Annotated in this window: 12 protein-coding genes; 9 read left to right on the plus strand and 3 right to left on the minus strand. The window is 60.3% G+C overall.

Annotated features, from left to right (window positions below; genetic code table 11):
- Positions 1-37: 37 nt before the first annotated feature.
- Positions 38-355 (plus strand): hypothetical protein, encoded by a 318-nt coding sequence (locus EPD60_RS09645; protein WP_131449203.1) that lies wholly within the window; start codon positions 38-40, stop codon positions 353-355.
- A 145-nt stretch (positions 356-500) separates the two neighbouring features.
- On the opposite strand, the gene EPD60_RS09650 is transcribed toward EPD60_RS09645, so the two are convergent.
- On the minus strand, positions 501-812 hold the full coding sequence (locus tag EPD60_RS09650) for a hypothetical protein (protein ID WP_131449205.1): 312 nt from the start codon (positions 810-812) through the stop codon (positions 501-503).
- 143 nt (positions 813-955) lie between these two features.
- A complete protein-coding gene (locus tag EPD60_RS09655; RefSeq protein ID WP_131449207.1) occupies positions 956-7,669 on the minus strand; it encodes a hypothetical protein in 6,714 nt (2,237 codons plus the stop codon).
- Between the two features lie 198 nt (positions 7,670-7,867).
- On the opposite strand from EPD60_RS09655, the gene EPD60_RS09660 reads away from it, so the two are divergent.
- The 6 genes from EPD60_RS09660 to EPD60_RS09685 all read left to right on the plus strand — a co-directional run bounded on the left by EPD60_RS09660 (position 7,868) and on the right by EPD60_RS09685 (position 14,786).
- Positions 7,868-9,289 (plus strand): APC family permease, encoded by a 1,422-nt coding sequence (locus EPD60_RS09660; RefSeq protein WP_131449209.1) that lies wholly within the window; start codon positions 7,868-7,870, stop codon positions 9,287-9,289.
- The gene (locus EPD60_RS09665; protein ID WP_131449211.1) at positions 9,252-9,563 is read left to right on the plus strand and encodes a hypothetical protein; all 312 of its coding nucleotides are present in this window, start codon (positions 9,252-9,254) and stop codon (positions 9,561-9,563) included. The genes EPD60_RS09660 and EPD60_RS09665 overlap by 38 nt, the downstream gene beginning before the upstream one ends.
- 3 nt (positions 9,564-9,566) lie before the next feature.
- Complete coding sequence (locus EPD60_RS09670) at positions 9,567-10,727, plus strand: trans-sulfuration enzyme family protein (RefSeq protein ID WP_131449213.1); 1,161 nt, start codon at positions 9,567-9,569, stop codon at positions 10,725-10,727.
- A gap of 95 nt (positions 10,728-10,822) precedes the next feature.
- Complete coding sequence (locus EPD60_RS09675; RefSeq protein WP_131449215.1) at positions 10,823-12,256, plus strand: TolC family protein; 1,434 nt, start codon at positions 10,823-10,825, stop codon at positions 12,254-12,256.
- A 46-nt stretch (positions 12,257-12,302) separates the two neighbouring features.
- A complete protein-coding gene (locus EPD60_RS09680) occupies positions 12,303-13,724 on the plus strand; it encodes an efflux RND transporter periplasmic adaptor subunit (RefSeq protein ID WP_131449217.1) in 1,422 nt (473 codons plus the stop codon).
- A 12-nt stretch (positions 13,725-13,736) separates the two neighbouring features.
- Positions 13,737-14,786, plus strand: a complete 1,050-nt coding sequence (locus EPD60_RS09685) for an NAD(P)H-dependent glycerol-3-phosphate dehydrogenase (protein ID WP_243647797.1) — start codon at positions 13,737-13,739, stop codon at positions 14,784-14,786.
- A 23-nt stretch (positions 14,787-14,809) separates the two neighbouring features.
- Here EPD60_RS09685 and hemW read toward each other — a convergent pair whose 3' ends face one another.
- Positions 14,810-15,919 (minus strand): radical SAM family heme chaperone HemW, encoded by a 1,110-nt coding sequence (hemW, locus tag EPD60_RS09690; RefSeq protein WP_243647798.1) that lies wholly within the window; start codon positions 15,917-15,919, stop codon positions 14,810-14,812.
- 45 nt (positions 15,920-15,964) lie between these two features.
- On the opposite strand from hemW, the gene EPD60_RS09695 reads away from it, so the two are divergent.
- The gene (locus tag EPD60_RS09695; protein ID WP_165871494.1) at positions 15,965-17,746 is read left to right on the plus strand and encodes a BamA/TamA family outer membrane protein; all 1,782 of its coding nucleotides are present in this window, start codon (positions 15,965-15,967) and stop codon (positions 17,744-17,746) included.
- Positions 17,747-17,878: 132 nt separating this feature from the next.
- Complete coding sequence (locus EPD60_RS09700) at positions 17,879-18,814, plus strand: DUF4271 domain-containing protein (RefSeq protein WP_165871495.1); 936 nt, start codon at positions 17,879-17,881, stop codon at positions 18,812-18,814.
- The last annotated feature ends 32 nt before the right edge of the window (positions 18,815-18,846 follow it).

The raw sequence follows: 18,846 nt of genomic DNA on the forward strand, positions 1-18,846 counted from the left end.
GTGGCTTGTATTTTTTTAACCTTAAATCAATAGAGCTATGCGCACGCTATTAAAGGTCACTATGGACACCAACGCCGGTAACGCCGCGCTCGCCGACGGTTCGCTGCAACGGATCATCGAGCAGACAATCGATCGCCTGAATCCCGAGTGTGCCTTCTTCTACCCCGACCATGGCTATCGCGCCTGCTTCATGGTCTTCGATCTGAAAGATGCTTCTGATATCCCTTCCATCGCCGAGCCGCTGTTTACCAAACTGGGGGCCCAGGTGGATTTCTGCCCCGTGATGAACCGGGATGACCTGCAAAAAGGGCTGAAGGCCGCTTACAGCTCGCGGCTGGAAACCGCCTCATTATAACCGTCCAACGTTCCATCAAGAGGGCCGCGCTCCACCCGGGCGCGGCCCTTCTTTTATCGTCTTCTGTTGTACGATAAGGTTTGTCGCGAAGCGGCAACGCCAAAGCGGCGTCGCCTTCCGGCACCGGCCTGCAAAAGCCGAGGCCTTACAGGGACGCTTCAAGGCGGAGCAGGTCTTCCATCGAGTCTTTCAGCTGTCCCGACGCGTCGTCAAAGAGGTCGTCTTTTGCCTTCTTGGAATGCTTGGCGTGATTGGATTCCTTGATCGTCCTTCGGATCGGGTCGAGCGCTTCGAAGTAGCCGGCGATCACCGGCTCCAGCTGCGGGTTGGACTCGAGCTGCCGCAGGACGTCTTCGTATTCGTCCACGATGCTGTTGATCTCTTTTACGTTGTCGGCATTATGCCGGCGCGGCACCCGCTCGAGGAGGTCGCGCACCTTCTGGAAACTTTCGTTCATGGGTGATGATTGAAGTGCTATAAAGCTACGGCGCGCCCGCTGCGGAAGTTCGCCTTTGATCTGGCATATCGCGGCAGCCTTCACCAGTGCAATAAAAAGGCCGGCACTGGTGGTGCCGGCCTTTTTGTCTTTATCGGGTTTGCTTATTCTTTTACGAGGCGGATGGTCTGCCCGCTGTTGTCGTCGAAGCGGATGCCGAGGTAGTACACACCGGCCGCCAGCGGGGCTGTGGGCAGGGTGAGCGTCTGGCTGCCGGCGCCGAGGGCCTGGCTGCTGCTCCATACGATGCGGCCGCTGCCGTCGTGCAGGGTGAGCGCCGCGCGGGTGGCCGCGGGCACCTGCAACTGCAGGCTGGCGTTGCCACGCACCGGGTTGGCAGCGAGGCGGATGCTTCCGTTACCTGCATCGTCGTTGAGGCGTATCCCGTTCGTGTAGGTGTAGCGGCCGTCGAGGTCCACCTGGCGGATGCGGTAGTAGTGCGTGCCCTGCACGCCGTTGTTGCTGTAGCTATAGTTGCGCAGCGTGCTGCTGTAGCCCGCCGCGGCCACCGTGCCGATAACGCGGAAGCTGCGCCCGTCGCTGCTCTCTTCGATCTCGAAGCGATCGCTGTTGCTTTCGGAGGCCGTGCTCCAGCTAAGCGCGTCGTTGCCGCCGCGGCGCTGGCCGGTGAAAGAAATAAAGGTGACGGGGAGCACCGCGTTGTTCATCCGCACCGAGAAGGGCGAAAAGGAAGTGAAGCCCGTACGGGTTACTGAATAGGGGTCGGTGCCCGAGGCGCTGAGGCCTGCGCTGCCATACTCCCAGGCGCCTCCGGTATAGTGGGCGAGGCGGCAGGTGCTGCGCGAGAAGTTGGGCAGCTCGAGGGAGGCAGGCCACTGGAGCGTTACGGCGGCGTTGGAGCCGCCAGCCACTTTTTCGTCGATGATCCAGCTGGCATTGACTGCGTAGTTGGTCAGCGCCGTGCCGGTTTCGCCGTTGTTGTAAGTGGATCCCAGCACCCGCACGCTGATGGAGTCGGCCGTGGAGCCGGCGGCAAAGGCTACCGTGGCCGGGATATAGCTGGACGCGGTACCCACCGGGAAGAACTTGCTGGCGCTGGCCGCGAGCGGCTGGCGCAGCACACCGCTGCCGATGGCTACGATATACTTCGCGGCACTATAGTTGGTGATGCTGCCGGGAAGGATGTCGTTGCTGCCCAGTACCAGCTTGCCGGCGGTGAAGTCGAGTACGCCGTTCACTTTCACCAGCGTGCCGAGGCTGACGTTGCTCACGTTGTTGATGGTAATGTTGTTGAAGGCATCCGTGGCGGATACCGTCTGCGGGCCGGCGCCGTTGAAGGCGATGGTGCCGGTGCCCGGTGTGAAGGTGCCGCCGGTCTGCGTCCAGTTGCCGCCCACAAGGTGGGTGAAGTTGCCCGCCGTGAAGGTGCCTGCTGAGAGCAGCACATTCTTCTGGATGGTAAGCGCGGCGCTGGTGGTTTTGGTGCCGGCGTTGATCTCGAGGTTGCCGTAAATGGCCGTCGGCGTAAGTGCCTGCGTGCCGCTGCCGTAGTACTCGACGGTGCTGAGACTGTCGAGAGCAAATACATCGTAGCCGGGCAACGCGTTGGTGCCGCCGATGCGAAGGCGTGCATTGTCGGAGATCGACAGCACGTTGTTTGGCGCGTTCGAGGCGTCGGGGGTGATGGTGTTGGCGCTGAGGTCGAGCGTGCCAGCCGAGATGGTCACCGATTGTGAGCCGGTGATGGGCTTCAGCAGGCTGACGGTGGCATTGGTCTTGGCTACTTCGAAGTCGATAAGAGCCAGCGTCGCCGGTGTGCCGGTAAGGTTGGCGGCCGTGCTGCCGGTCATCACAAAGGAGGCGGTGTTGGCGTCGATGGTACCGTTCATATTCATGTGGCGGCTCACGTTGAATTCGGAGCTGATCACGAGCGCCGTGCCGGTGTTGACCGTAACGTCGTAGAAGGTGGTGTTGGGGCTGCCCACGATCTGGGGCGCCGAACCGTTGAAGATGAAGTGGGAGGTGCCGGGGTTGATGCGGCCGTTGCTTTCCAGGTCGCCGCTGAGCGTGTAGGTGTTGGCGCCTGCGTTGAACACCGCCGTGTCGGCCACGGTAAACGTGCCCAGCACGGTCGACCAGTTGGCGGAGGGGCTGACGCCGTTGGAGTTGCCGATAGATACGTTGGTCAGCTTCGTGGGCGTGCCGTTCACCGTGAGGGCGCCGGTGCCGCTGAAGGTAACGGTGCCGTCGCTGCTGAAGGTGTTGCCGGTAGTATTGGCGCCGAGGCTGACGGTAGCGCTGCTGCGGGGCGCGAACACGAGGCCGCCGGTGCTCGTCACCACACCGTTGTTGGTGAAGTTACCCAGGATCGTATGCGTGGAGGCGCCGCCGTTGAAGGTGGCTCCGGAGCCGATGTTGAGTGCCACTACAACGAGCCAGTTAACGCTCGGTGAGATGCCTGCAGTGTTGTTGATGTTGAGCGTGGCATAGGTGGGCGTGGTGGTGGAGTTGAGTACCGGCGCTACCGAGCCGTTGAAGTTGATGATGCCGGTGGAGGTGGAGTTGATGGCATTCAGCAGCTGGATCGTCTGCACCTGCGTGCCCATGAAGGTGGTGGTGCCGGAGCTGGTAAGCGAGCCGCTGTTGGTGAGGTTGCCGTAAAGCACGGCGGTGCCGCCGCCCGCGTCATAGGAGCCGCCGGATACAATGGTAAGTGAACCGTTATAGGTGATGTTGGTATTGTTGATGACACTGTAGGAGCCGTATACAGTGAGCTTGTTGAAGGTGGTGGTGCCGGTGATGGTCTTGCCGGTGCCGGTGGCCAGCACGGCGCCCGTGGAAGGCGTGAAGGTGCCGTTGTTTACCCAGTTGCCGGCGATGGTGAGGTTATGCTGGTAGCCGTCGAGGTTGGCGCCGCTGTTGATGGTGAGGTCGCCGCCGACGGTGGCGGGCGCCGCCAGCGTTTTAACGCCACCGTTGCTCATTACGAGGTGACCATAGGTGATGCCGCCCACGTTCTGGGCGATCGTACCGTTGTAGGTTGTGGTGCTCGTTGCACCGAAGGTGTAGTAGGTATAGTTCGCCGGGAAGATGCTTCCGCCTACGAGCAGCGACGCGCCGTTATCGAGCTGGAAGGTGCCGCCGATGGTGTTTCGGTTGGCGGTAAAGGAGCCCAGGTTTACCGTACCGGCATTGATGATAAAGTCGCTGTTGAGCGTGATGTTGCCGGTGAGCGTCAGGGTGCCGGAGCTTTTGTTGACGATGATCTTGTTGAACGCTGTCGCCGAAAGGTTTTGTGCCCCCGTGCCGTTAAAGGTGGCGGCGCCGCCGTTGGGGAGGTAGGTGCCGTTGTTGTTCCAGTTGCCGCCCACGGTGATGGTGGTGCGGTTGGTGGCGAAGGCACCGGCGTCGATGGTGACGTCGCCCGCGATGACGGTAGGACCGGAGAAGTCGAAGGTGCCGCTTTTTACGCTCAGGTTGCCCGATACGGTGGTAGTGGCCAGCGGGTTGGTGGTAGCCGTGGCTGCCGTTTTGTCGATCACCAGCTGGTTGTACGTAACACCGCCTACCGACTGGAAGTTGCCACCGTTGTACGTCACCGTGCCGCTGCCCGCGGAGAAGGTGCCGCTGGTATAGGTGAAGTCGCCGCCGATCTTGAGGTTGCCCGCGCCGCTGAAGGTTACGTTGGCGCCGCCGCTTTGTGTGAGCGAGCCGGTGAGGGCCACGGTGCCCGTGCCGATATTGAGGTTGATGGCATGGCCGCTGGTGCCGTCGCTGAGTACAAGGCCGCCGTTCACCGTCAGGTTCTGCCCGCCGGTGTTGATGCTGTGTGTGGCGTTGGCGGACCAGGTGCCGCTGATATTACCCTGCGTGGTGAGCGAGCCGCCCGTGCCGAGGGTGAGCGTGGCCGATTGTGCGCTGCCGAACTGGATGCTTTTGGCCACCGCCGCATTGGTAACCAGGGGGTGATTGCTGCCATAGGCTACGGTGCCGATCTGCACGATGTCGTTGGCGGTGGGAACGGCATTGCCACCACCGGAGGAGCTCCAGTTGCCGGCTGTATTCCAGTCGTTGGTGCCGGCGGCCGCGGTCCAGGTGAGGATGGTAGACGTGGTGGAGAGTGTCCAGGTGCCGGCCACTTCGGGCGTGGCAACGGTCTGCTCGGCGTAGTTGCTCGTCGTATTGTTTCCCGAAGCGCCTTTGTCGGTCCAGCTGCTGCCGTTATAGCGATACAGTTTCAGGAGGCTTTCGTCGTTGCCGTTCTTTTCCGCGTCTTCATAATGCAGCCGCAGCAGGGCGGAAGTATAAGTGCCCGCGGCCAGCGAGATGGTATAGGAACGGTTGATCGCCGCACCGTTGGGAAAAGAGGAAACGGAGCCCTGGTTCACCACCACCGTTACACCCGTGATGCCGGAAGCACCGGTAAAGTTGATGTAGTTGTCGGGGCCTTCGAAGGCATAATTGGTGCCCGGATTAAAAGCATGATTGCGCTCGATGGTGCCGTAGATCAGGCCGCTGCCGGTGCGTGCCGAGGTGATGGTGACCTTGCTGGTGCCGGTGCGCAGGATGCCGTTGGTCATGTTCAGCGTCGGGGTCGTGACGTTGTTCGACAGGAACACCGAGTTGGTGTTGCTGCTTTTGTTGATGGTGAGTGTCGCGAAGGTGGTGGCGCCGGTAATGGTGGCATCATTCGCACCCGCGAACGCGATGGTGCTCGTGCCTGCGTTGAAAGTGCCGTTATTGTTCCAGTTGCCTTTTATCGAATCGGTGAATGTACCCGCTGCGAAGGTAGTGCCCGAGGCGATCGTAAGGTCAGTTTTGGTGATGAACGCTCCGGAAGCGGTCTTGGTGTTGCCGCCCGACAGCACGAGGTTGTCGTAGGTGACGCCGGTCACGTTCTGAGCACCGGTGCTGTTATAGGTAACCGTAGTCGGCGTGGTGGTGGTGGCGTTGAAGGTGGCGCCTGCCGGAACCGACAGGGCACCGCCGATACCCAGCGACGAGTTGGCCGCCAGCTGGAGCGAGGAGGTGCTGCCGAGCGTTACATTGAACAGGCTGGTGCTGCCGTTGAACAGCGTGGTGCCGCTGAAGGTGGCCGTGCCGGCGCTTGCGCTGAGGCTGCCGGTAACCTCGAGCGTGTTGGTAATGGTGAAATTGCTGGCAGTGCTGAGGCTGCCGGTGGCCGAGAGCGTGGCAAAGGAAATCGCACCGCTACCCGAGATCGTTTTGCCGGCGCCGTTCATGACCAGGATACCCGAGGTGGTAAGGCCGCCGCTCACCGCGAGGTTGCCGGCCAGTGTCATAGCGCCGGCGGTAGTGCCGGTGCCATTCACGGTAAGGTTGTTCAGTGTAAGACCCGTACCCGAGATGGACTTGCCGGTTCCGGTCATGACAATGGTGCCGCCGGTGTGCGTAAACACACCCGAGCCGCTTGTGCTCAGGTTGCCCGCCACGTTGATGGTTGCCACCGCGGTGTTGGTGCCGGAAGCGAGGATCGCCAGGTTGTTGAAGTTGAACACACCGCTGCCGCTTACCGTGGCACCCGCTCCCGCGAGGTTGAACGTGCCGGCGCCGCCGTTGATGGTGCCGTCGTTAACGAGGTTGTTGCCTGTTTGTAAGGTATAGGTGGAGGCGGAGGCATAGCCCGCGAGCGTGGTGCCGGCAGAGAGGGTCGTGAGGCCGGAGACGGTGAAGTTGGCCGCGCTTTGCTGGGCGGTTACCGAGCCGTTCAGGGTGAGGGCGCCGGCCACTGTGGTGGCGCTTGCCGGCAGCGTTTTAATGCCGCTGCCCGACAGAATCAGGTTGCCGTAGGAGAGGTTGCCATAGGTAGCGCCGCCGGCAACGGTCTGGTTGCCTGCCGCATTGTATTCTACGGTGCTGGTGAGGGCAAGGGAATAGGTAAGGAAGTTGAGCGGGAAATTAGATGTGCCGCCTGCTTTGAGGGTAGCCCCGTTAGAGACGGAAAAGGTGCCGGCGCCCGAAGCATTCCGGTTGAGTGTATTGACGCCGAGGTCGAGTGTGCCGGCGGTGACGTAAACGCTGCCGTAGGAGGAGCTGGCCGAGGATATCGTGGTACTGGCAGCCAGGGTTTTGGTGCCCGACCCGCTGATGCGGAGGATGGAATAGCTGAGGGCAGCCACATTCTGGCTGGCGCTGGCGCTGTAGTCTACGGTGCTGCCGGCGGCAAGCGTAACGGTGCCGGCGTAATTGTCGCCAAAGTTGGCGGCGTTCACCTTCAGGATGCCGGTCGATTTAAGCGCCAGTGTCGTGGGTGTGGGCTGCTGCGCCGTGCCGATGGTTACGCCGGCGGCAGGGTTGAGTGTGCCCGAAACGGAAAAGGTGTTGGTGGGTGCGAAGTTGCTGTTCACGGTCACCACGCTGTTGGCGTTGACAGTGATCTTGCGGAAGGTGCTGGCTACCGTGGTGAAGGTCTGCGCCGTGCCCGCAAAAATGATGTTCGCCGAGGTGCTGGTAGGTGTGTAGGTGCCGTTGATGGTGACGTTGCCGGTAACCGAGATGGATACCTTACCCTGGCTGATCACGCCGGCGCCGCCGCCGGCCGCGTTGTTAACAAGAAGGTTGCCCGAGATAGTCAGGTTGCGCGACAGCGTCAGCGTGCAGGGCTTGGCGCCGCCGAGTGTGAGGCCGGCGCAGGCCGCCGTGGTGCTGATCTTGGGCTGAAAGCTCCCGGTGAAGTTGGCGTCGCCGAGGATAGCGGCCTTGGTAGAGGAGGGAACGCCGTTAGTCCAGTTGGCGGAATTCGACCAGCTGGTGCTTGCGGTGCCTTTCCAGCTGGTTTGGCCGAAGGCGGAAACGAGGGCGAGGCAGAAGCCGGCAAGCAATAAGACTTTTTTCATAAGGGCAGTTTCGATGTTGAGGCGCTTTCGCATAAAGAATCGGGTGTAAAACTATTTCGGCCCGGAACGGTCTTAGCTGTAAATCGGTGAAAGCACTTATTCTGTCCCTAAACTACCCGAAAATGGCTATGGGAATACCGCGCATCCCGTCAGTTTACGCCGCAATGCCTATTTTAGACGGACGAGTCCATTTATATTATGTCGCAGCCCCGTGCCACCATCCGTCTCTTCGACTTTACCATGATCGTGATCTCGCTGGTGATCGGCATGGGCATTTTCCGGACGCCCGTCAACGTCGCCCGCGACGCGCCTTCGGTGGGCGCTTTTTTCCTGGTATGGGTCGCCGGCGGGCTTGTGGCGCTTTTCGGGGCGCTCACCTACGCCGAGATCGGATCGCGGCTCCCGGTGACGGGTGGCTACTATAAGGTGTTTTCCTACGCCTACCACCCGTCAATCGCCTTCGCCATCAACTGTGTCATCCTGGTTTCCAATGCCGCTTCGCTGGCCGGCGTGGCCCTCATCGGCGGCGAATACATTTCAGCGGTGCTCCTGCCGCTGTTTTTCGGCCCGGGTTACGTGGCGCCGGCGGGCACCGTCAAGGGCCTGCAGATGGGCGTGGCTTTCGGGGCCATCGCGCTCTTTTATGGTATCAACCTGCTGGGCCTCAAGCTGAGCGCGCGTACGCAAAGCGCGCTGATGATCATCAAGATCGTGCTCATCCTGCTGCTCATCACGCCGCTCTTTCTCGGTGGCCCGCCCCCGGGGCCGGCTACGGCGGCGGTGCGGCAGGTGCTGAGTCCCACCATGAACGATTACCTGCTGGCATTCGGCTCCGGCCTCGTAGCGGTGTCGTTTACCTATGGCGGCTACCAGCAAACCATCAACTTCGGCGCGGAGGTGCGCCACCCGGCGCGCAACCTGCCCCGCGGCATATTTATCGGCATCTTCACCATCATCGCCCTTTACCTCGCCATCAACTATGCCTACGTGCATGTGATCGGCTTCGACAACCTGAAGTCGATGGCGCGGATGGAGCAAAGTCCCAATATCGCCGCCATCATGGCGGCCCGCGTCTTCGGGCCGCAGGCGGAGCGGATCCTGTCGGGATTCCTGTTCCTGAGCGTGCTGGCCTACGTCAATGCGCTGCTGCTGAGCAACCCCCGCGTCATGTATGCCATGGCCGAAGACGGCATCCTGCCGGCGGCCTTCCTGCGCCGCCACCCGCGGACCGGTGTACTTACGGTTCCGCTTACTATCTTTGCCGCTCTTTGCATGGTCATCGTGTTCTGGGCGGAAGAGTTTGACAAGACCCTGAGCTTTTCCATCTTTCTCGATTGCTTTGGAATGATCCTTTCGGCCGGTTCCATTTTTCTCCTTCGGCCGCGCACCCAACACCTCAACGAAACAGGCATTTTTAAAATGAAGTGGTATCCGCTGCAACCGGTCCTGTTCATTTTAGCGTATACATTCGTAGCCATCAGCCTGCTGGTGCAGCAAACGGATGTAGCGGTGAAAGGACTGGGCGTTTTGTGTGGCTTTATCCTGCTTTATTTCCTGTTATTGAAAAAAAACCGTCGCACGGATGACCGAAGAACTGAATCAGCCCCAACAACAGCCTGAGCCCAGGCGCCGCCGCCATTCCTCCCGCAGCCGCCATTCGGGGCGGTCGGGGAGCTCGGGCCGCCGTCGCTCTTCTTCCTCCCGCTCCAGCTCCAAAAGCAAGATCACATTCGGACAGGTCCTGCTGCTGGTCTGGAGCGTGGTATCGATGTTCGCGTTTATCTACCTGCTGGAAGACGAGCAGCAGGCCCCGCTTGGCATCGCCGTTTTGCTGGGCCTGGCCACCCTCGTCGGGCTGCTCCTCTTCTTCCGTACCATCCCAAAGAAAAAATAAACCATGGACCTGTCGCAGATCCTCAACGAGCTGGGCGAGGAGCGCTCCGGGTATTTCAATGCCGTGGCGCCGCCGATCGTGCAAACGAGCAACTTCGCTTTCGATACCGTGGAAGACCTGCGCCGAGCCTTTGCCGACGAGATGGGCAGCTATATCTACTCGCGCGGCCTCAACCCCACCACCGACATTCTCCGCCGCAAGCTCGCCGCCCTCGACGGCGCCGGAGATGCGCTTGTCTTCGCAAACGGCGCCGCGGCCATCTACGCAGGCGTGGTGCCGCATGTAAAGGCAGGCGACCACGTCATCTCCGTGCGCAGCCCCTACTCCTGGGCACAGCGCACCTTCGACCAGATTCTGCCGCGCTGGAATATCAGCACCACCTATGTTGATGGTACCGACATCCGCCAGTTCGAGGAGGCGCTCCGGCCCAACACGAGCTTTATCTACCTCGAGTCGCCCAACTCCTGGAATTTCGCCATCCAGCCACTCGCCGAAGTAGCCGCGCTGGCGCGGAGCCGCGGCATCGTCACCCTGATCGACAACAGTTACTGCACCCCGCTGCACCAGCGCCCCCACGAGCTGGGCATCGACCTGTGCATGCAAACGGCCACCAAGTATATCGGTGGTCACAGCGATACCCTCGGCGGCGTGCTCACCGGTACCCCGGAACGCATCCGCCGCATCTTTGAGCTCGACTACCTGGCCGTCGGCTCGGGCATCGCGCCCTTTAACGCCTGGCTGCTGCTCCGTGGCCTCCGCACCCTGCCGGCACGCCTCGAGCGCATTGCCCGCACGGCGCAGGAGGTGATCGCCTGGCTGAAGCAACACCCGAAAGTGGCGCGGGTGCTCTATCCCCTCGACCCCGGCTTCCCGCAATACGAGCTTGCCCGCACACAAATGAGCGGTGCCGGCGGCCTGTTTACGATCACGCTGAAAGGCGGCAACCCCGAGCGCATCACCCGTTTTTGCGAAGCGCTGCAGCATTTCCTGATGGCTGTGAGCTGGGGCGGCTACGAGTCGCTGGTGCTGCCCAAATGCGCCGGCATCGATCCTGCCGCCTTCGATCCTGCCAACGAAGAACACCAGTACATCCGCCTCTACTGCGGGCTTGAGGATGCGGCCTACCTGATCAAGGACCTGGAGCAGGCACTTGAAAGGTTTTAAGGTTTTGGGGTTGGTTTCGCAATCCATCTAACCCTAACCTCAGAACCATAGAACCTCGGAACCCCAGAACCTCCAAAACGCCTATTTTTACGCTTATGAAAAGACCGATGAGCTGCCTGTTGGCGCTCCTGCTGGTGCTGTCGGCAGGTGCCCAGGAGAAATGGGACCTGCGCCGCTGCGTGGATTATGCGCTGGCGAATAATATTTCCGTAAAGCAGCAGGATGTTCAGGCGCGGCTCGCACGTCTTACTTACGACCAGGCGAAGCTCTCCCAGTATCCCAGCCTGAACCTTCAGAGCAATCTCGGCTACAACTTCGGGCGAAGCATCAACATCGCCACCAACCAGTTCACCGACGTTTCGTTTTTTTCAAACAACATTTCCCTGCAGACCGATGTCGAAGTGTTCAACTTCTTTTCGAAACGCAACGGTATTGCTTCTTATCGCTACGACTCGGAGGCCTACGCGGCGCTTACCGAGAAAGTGAAGAACGACGTCGCGCTCAATGTGGCACTGGCGTACCTGCAGGTGTTGCTGGCGCGCCAGCAGGTAGGCATCCTGCGCCTGAAGCAGGCCCAGTCGGAAGCGCAGTTGTCGGCAACGCGCAAGCAGGTGGATGCCGGCGTGCTTCCCGAGTTCAATGCCCTGCAGGTGGAAGCCCAGGTGGCGCGCGACAGCGCCAACGTGGTGAACCAGAAGACCGCCGAGATACAGGCGCTTTTCAGCCTGAAAGCCCTGCTGGCCCTCGACGCAGCCCAGCCCTTTGATGTGGCTACGCCGCCCGTTGAGCTCATCCCCGTGGAGCCGATCGGCAACCTGCAGCCGCAGCTTGTGTATGAGTCGGCGCTGCAAAACCTGCCCCAGCAGCGCTACAACCACCTGCGCATCCAGGCCGGCCGCTACGCGGTGGCAGCAGCCCGCGGCGCGATGTATCCCCGCCTTTCCTTCGGCGCCGGGCTGCAAACCCGCTACTCGAGCGCCCAGCAGCAGGCCGACTTCCTCGGCGATTCCTCGAAGACAATCGTGCCCATCGGCTTTGTGCAGACAACCAACCAGGCCGTACTCCGCGAGGTGACGCAACCCAATTTCAGCTCACCTTACACGCCCGGGTATTTCTCCCAGTTCAATAACAATATGAGCCGCTTCGTGGGCTTCACGGTAACGGTTCCGATCTTCAACGGTGGCCAGCAGCGTACCGCCTGGAAGCGGGCGCAGCTGAACCTGCAGACCTCCACGCTGGCGCAGCAGGCCGACAGCCTGACGCTGAAGCAGGACATTTACAAGGCACACGCCGATGCGCTTAATGCACAGGAGAAATTCAATGCCGCCAATAAGGCGCTTGAGATGAACCAGCGCGCGCTCGACCTCGCCTCGAAGCGTTACAATATAGGCCTGCTTTCCACGCTCGAGCTTTTGCTGGCGCAGACCAGCCTCACCACCTCCCAACTGGAACGCGCCTCGGCGCAGTTCGAATACGTGTTCCGGATGAAGCTGCTCGAATTCTACAAAGGACAGGGCCTCAAATTATGATGTACGATGTCTGATGTCAGATATCCGAATTAATACGAACCAAACCATGGTACAAACGAACGTAACAACTACGACCACGACTACCCGCAAAAAGAACAGCACCCTGAAGTGGCTGCTGATCGGCAGCGGCGTGCTGCTGCTCATCATCGTGCTGGCCAAGGTGGCCGGCGGCAACAAGGAAGAGGGGACACGCGTGGCGGTGGAGAAGACCGTTACCCGCAACATCACCGAGACGGTGAATGCGAGCGGCAAGATCTATCCCGAGGTGGAGGTAAAGGTGAGCCCCGATATTTCGGGTGAGATCACCGAGCTCAATGTGCAAGAGGGCGACAGCGTCGTGCGCGGCCAGGTGCTGGCCCGCATCTTCGCGGATATCTACTCTGCCCAGCGCGACCAGGCAGCGGCGCAGGTAGCACAGTCGCAGGCGCAGGTGGCGAATAGCTCCGCGGCCATCGCGGCGCAAAAGGCGCAGCTCGATCTCGATCGCGCCAACTACAACCGCAATAAGCAATTGTATGACGAAAAAGTGATCTCGAAATCGGAGCTGGAGCAGTTTGAGACGAAGCTTCGCTCTTCCGAGTCGCAATACAATGCCGCGCTGCAGGGCATCCGCGCCGGCCAGGCCGGGGTGCAGGGATCGCGCACGCAGCTGTCCATGGCCAACAAAAACCTGAACCGCGCCACCATCGTGGCCCCGATGAGCGGCATTGTATCGCAGCTCAATGTAAAAAAGGGCGAGCGCGTGGTGGGAACGGCGCAGATGGCCGGTACCGAAATGCTGCGCGTAGCCAATATGCATTCGCTCGAGGTACGCGTGGATGTGGGCGAGAACGACGTGGTAAAAGTGCATAATGGTGATTCGGCCGATGTGATGGTAGATGCCTACAATACCCGCAAATTCCACGGCATCGTTACCCAGATTGCCGCTTCCACCAACAAGACCGGCGGCGCAGCCGCGGGCGCCACCAACGACGTCACGAACTACGAAGTGCACATCCGCCTTGATCCCGCTTCTTATGCCGACCTGCTGGACCCGGCACGCCCGCGCGCCTTCCCGTTCCGCCCCGGTATGAATGCCTCGGCCGATATCAAGACGCGCCGCCGCAGCAACGTGCTGGCCGTGCCCATCACCGCTGTGGCCGCCCGTGTTAAAGGCAGCGACAAAAACCTCGACGACAAGAAGAAAGAAAACAAAAAGGAAGAAGACGCAGGCATCGACCAGGTCGAGGCACCGGCAAGCTCCGATGAAGTGGAGGAAGTTGTGTTTGTGGTAAAGGCCGACAAGACCGTGGAAAAGCGCGTGGTGAAAACCGGTATCCAGGATATCAACTACATTGAAGTACTCAGCGGCCTCAAGGCCGGCGAGCAGGTGGTGACGGCGCCTTTCAACGCCATCAGCAAATCGCTCAAGGATAAGGAAAAGGTAGCCATCGTAGACAAGGAAAAATTGTTCGAAAACAAAAAATAAGGCAGGCGAAGCATGCGTGAAGGGATGAAATACGGCGTGATCGGGAGCGGCAGCTGGGCCACGGCCCTGGTGAAGATCTTAACCGACAACGGGAATACAATTAACTGGTGGGTGCGCAACGACAAGCAGGGCGACTATATCCGCAAGCGGCGGCATAACCCGCAGTACCTGCCCACGGCCTACCTCGACGTGTCGAAGCTCCACGTGGCGCTCGACGTCAACGAGGTGGTGCGCGCTTCCGATATACTCGTGATGGCTGTGCCTTCGGCCTATGTGCGCGAGGTGCTGGAGCAGATCGACAAGGGGAGCCTCCGCGACAAAAAGATCGTGTCGGCCATGAAGGGGATCGTGCCCGGCCCCGACGTGCTGCTCAACGAATACCTGGAGCAGGAGTTTGGCCTGCCCATCCACAACTACTTCGCGGTGCTGGGCCCCTGCCATGCCGAGGAAGTGGCGGCGGAAAAGCTGTCCTACCTCACTTTTTCGGGCCTCGACGACACCCTGACGGCGCAGATTGCAACGGATTTCCAAACGCCTTACATCAATACCGTTACCAACCACGACATCCTGGGCGTGCAATACGCGGCGGTGCTCAAGAATATTTACGCACTCGGCGCGGGCATCGCGCATGGCCTCGAGTACGGCGATAACTTCCTCAGTGTTTACATCGCCAACAGTGCCGACGAAATGGCGAGCTTCCTGCAGAAGGCGGGCATCGAGCACATCGAGGTGGGTAAGCACAATACCGCCAACCCCGTTACGCATAAAAAAGACATCAACTACGCCGCGTCGGTTTACCTCGGCGACCTGCTGGTGACGTGCTATTCGCTGTACAGCCGTAACCGCACCTTCGGCAATATGATCGGCAAGGGATATACGGTGCAGTCGGCGCAGCTGGAAATGAATATGGTGGCCGAAGGCTACAACGCCTGCAAGTGCATGCACCACATCAACGAGCGTATCGGCGCCGATATGCCCATCGCGAGCACTATTTACCGTATTCTCTGGGAGCGGCTGGCGCCCGGCAAAGGCTTCGAGGAGATCGAGGCCGTGCTGGTGTAATGTTCCTTTGGTTTTCAGTAGCCTCAGGTAAACAGCTCCGCCGCCAGCCCGTCGGCACGCAGCATGCCCTCATCGGTGAGCGCGAATCCGGAACCGGTCTTTTTTACGAGGCCTTCCCGTAGAAATACGTTCAGCTGTTTTTCAATGCCCGAAGTTTCTCCGGCCGTGGCCTGCTCCTGCACGCGTGCAAGGTCGATGCCTTCCAGCGTTCGCAGCGAAATCATCAGGTATTCGTTGAGGCGCTGGTTGCGGGTAAGCGTTTCCGCCTCGGCGGGCAGGCTGCCTTCGGAAAGCGCGCGGATATAGGTGTTGTTGTTGGCGATGTTCCAGGATCGCTCGCGGCCATTGTAGCTGTGCGCCGACGGGCCGAGACCCAGGTAGGGGATACCCTTCCAATAGGCGGAATTGTGTTGGCTGCGGTACCCCGGCTTCGCGAAGTTGGACACCTCGTAATGTTCGTAGCCCCGCTCTTTCAGCCATTGCATCAGCAGCAGAAACTGCCTGGCCTGCTTGTCGTTGTCGACGTCCGTTTTTTCGCTCCGCGCAATCTGCTTGTGCAGCGGTGTGCGCTCTTCCACGGTGAGCGCGTAGCAGGAGAGGTGCGGGATGCCATAGCCCGTGGCGATGTCGACATTCGTTTTCCAGCCTTCGTCGGAGAGGAGCGGGGAGCCGTAAATGAGGTCGATGGTCATGTTGGAAAAGCCGGCAGCGAGGCTTTGCTCGATGCAGGACCGGGCATGCGCGGCACTATGGGCGCGGTTCATCCAGCGCAGTTCTTCTTCGAAGAAAGACTGCACCCCGATGGAAAGCCGGTTGACGCCCGAGCGTTTCCAGGCGGCAAGGCGGGCGGGGTCGATGTCGTCGGGGTTGGCTTCGAGGGTTATCTCGGCATCGGCTGTGATGGGGTAGTGGCGGCGAAGCGACTCCAGGATCGTATCGAGCTCGCGCTCCGAGAGCAGGCTCGGTGTGCCGCCGCCGAAGTATATGGTTTCCACCGGCGCCCCTTCGAGGTAGGGAGCGCGCAGCTCCGCCTCCCGCACCAGCGCATCCACCAGCTCCGGCTTATATCTTAAGGAAGTGGTAAAATGGAAGTTGCAATAGTGGCAGGCCTGCCTGCAAAAGGGGATATGCAAATAAATTCCGGCCAAAGGCGTTCGGGATTAAATATTTTTACAAACGTGCGGACGAAGGTACAGCAAACCATTGCGGGCATCCTGTTAATGCTGGTGGCAGGCGTTGCCCATGGCCAGTTTGCGATGCGCTACCGCGTCGTGGATTCAGCCGCGCACAACGCCCTGCCGCCGCTGGAAGCCCGCTTCACCGGCCGCAACGCGGCGCTTAATTACCTGGCACGCCTGCCGGAAAGCCTGCAGGCACAGGGTTATGTCAGCGCTTCGGTCGACAGTCTCGCACTCGATTCATCGTTTGCCGCGGTAAGCCTCTTCCTGGGGAGCCGCTACCAGTGGGCCCGTATTTATACAAGTGCCGGCGACGAAGATCTCTTCACCGCACTTCGCTGGAATGCCCGCTCTTTTGAGCGGCAGCCCGTGGACTTTGCCCGCCTCCATGCCCTGCAGGAACGGCTCCTGGCCCGCCTCGACGAGACCGGCTACCCCTTTGCCCGCGTAGGCCTCGACTCCATCAGCATCGACGGCGTCACGGTGGCGGCCCGCCTCCACATCGACCGGGGGATGCTCTATGCCATTGACTCTATCCGCGTCTATGGCGACCTGCGCATCTCCAACGAGCTCCTGCAAAAACACCTTAACCTGCCCAATGGGACACCGTACAGCAAGTCGAAGCTCCAGTCGGTTGACAAGCGGCTTGCGGAGCTGCCCTACCTGCAGGTGGAGCGGCCGTCGGACCTTACCATGCTCAACACCGGCTCGGTGCTGAACGTCTATCTCAAAAACAAAAAGAACAACCAGGTCAATGCCCTCGTAGGCTTCCTGCCCAACCCGGACGCGAATGCCACGAAGAAGCTGCTGGTGACCGGCGAGGCCAACCTGCTGCTGCGCAATGCCCTCGGCGGCGGCGAAAGCCTCGGCCTCAACTGGCAGCAGCTGCAGCAAAGCTCGCCGCGCCTGCACCTGCTCTTCGAGCAGCCCTATTTCCTGCGCAGCCCCATCGGCATCGCTGTTGACTTCGAGATGTTCCGCAAAGACACCACCTTTCTCAACCTGATCTTCGATGTGGCCGCCCGCTACCGGAGCGGAAACGGCATTGCTTCGGTTTTTTTCCAGCGGCGCTCCACGGTGGTCAATGGCATCAGCGAAGCGGCACTGCTGTCCACGCGCCGCCTGCCGGCCGAGGCCAACGTGCGCTCCAATAACCTGGGCGTAGGCTATGAATGGAACGGCACCGACTACCGGCCCAACCCGCGGCGGGGCACGGCCTGGCGCGCCAGCGGCTCGGCGGGGATCAAGAACATCCGGCAGAATGCGGCCATCCTCGCACTGAAAGACCCGAACGATCCTTCCTTTTCCTTTGCCCGGCTTTACGACACGGTGCAGCAGCGCACCTACCAGTTCCGCGCTTCCGGGGCCATCGAGCATTTCATTCCCGTAGGCCGGCAGGGCACCTTCCGCACGGCACTCTCCGCCGGCGCCTTTTTCAGCGGCAACGTCTTCCGCAACGAGCTTTTCCAGGTGGGCGGCTACAAGCTGCTTCGTGGCTTCGACGAGGAAAGCGAATACCTCCAGCATTTCGCGGTGGGCACGGTGGAATACCGCATCCTGCTCGACCAGAACTCCAATTTTTTCACCTTTCTCGATGCCGCCTGGGGACACCAGCCCGCGCCCGTGAACGCCGATCGATTTTACCTGGGAACAGGCCTCGGGATCTCTTTTGAAACGAAGGCCGGCGTGTTCAACCTGGCGCTGGCCCTCGGCCGCCGCGACGATATCCCTTTCAACCTGAGAAGAAGCAAGGTGCATATCGGGTTTGTGAGCTATTTCTAATGCGTGAATCGGGAATCGTGAATGCTTACGTCTGACAAAAGAATGTGCCGCCAAAAAGCGGACGCTCTTTGTTGCCGCGCATTGCGGATTCACGTTTCACGATTCACGATTGACGATTACATTTGTGCATCCATGAAAAGCTGTCGCGTATTCTTAGTTCTGCTCCTGGTGCTTTCCGGCCTCGTGGTCGGGGCTCAGCGCGACAGCAGCCCGGTACGCGCCCGCACCGACAGTTCGATCAACGCACTTCGCGGCGGCACTGCCGGGGTCTTGTTGCCCGGCGATACCGTCCGCCGCGATACGTTTTTATTTCCGCCCTTGCGGATTGTACCGCGCCGTTTCGACAGCCTCGCCGAGGCGGCGCATCCCTTCCTGCGCTTTCGCGGCGGGGTGCGGCTGCGCGAATCGGTGCACCGCCCGGAGGGTAAGGAAGCAATTTTTTACAGCACCATGGGGCTGCTTCTCCTGTTTGCACTGGCCCGCAACGTATTTGCACGTTACCTGCAGGACCTTTTCCGGATCTTTTTCCACGCCAACCTGAAGCAGCGGCAGGCAAAGGAGGGGTTGCCGCAATCGCCGTTGCCATCGATCTTCCTCAATTTTCTCTTTGTGCTCAGCGGGGCGCTCTTTGCGGTGCTGCTGATTCAGCATTTCGGGCTCGGTACGCGTATCCCCTTCTGGCAGCTGCTCGGCTATGTCGCGGCCGCGCTGGCCGTCATCTACCTGGCCAAGTTCCTGGTGCTGCTGGTGGTGGGCTGGGTGTTCCGGGTGCCGGTGGCGGCCGAGTCGTACCTGTTTATCATTTTTACCGCCAACAAGATTATCGGGATGGTGCTGCTGCCATTTATTGTGTTGCTGGCCTTCAGCTCGGGTGGTCTCAGCACGGTCGCGCTTACGTTGAGTCTCATCCTCTTAGGTGGTATTTATGCGTACCGCTATTTCCTTTCCTGGGTTACCGTACAGCGCCTGGTGCGGCTTGGCTTTTTTCATTTCGTTCTTTACTTCCTGGCCTTTGAACTCGCCCCGTTGCTGCTGATTAACAAACTGTTGTTCCGCTTTTTAGGGTAAATACGTACCTTCGCCGTACTTTAGGTAACCTA

It is taken from the genome of Flaviaestuariibacter flavus (genome assembly GCF_004337505.1).
Classification (GTDB): domain Bacteria; phylum Bacteroidota; class Bacteroidia; order Chitinophagales; family Chitinophagaceae; genus Flavisolibacter; species Flavisolibacter flavus.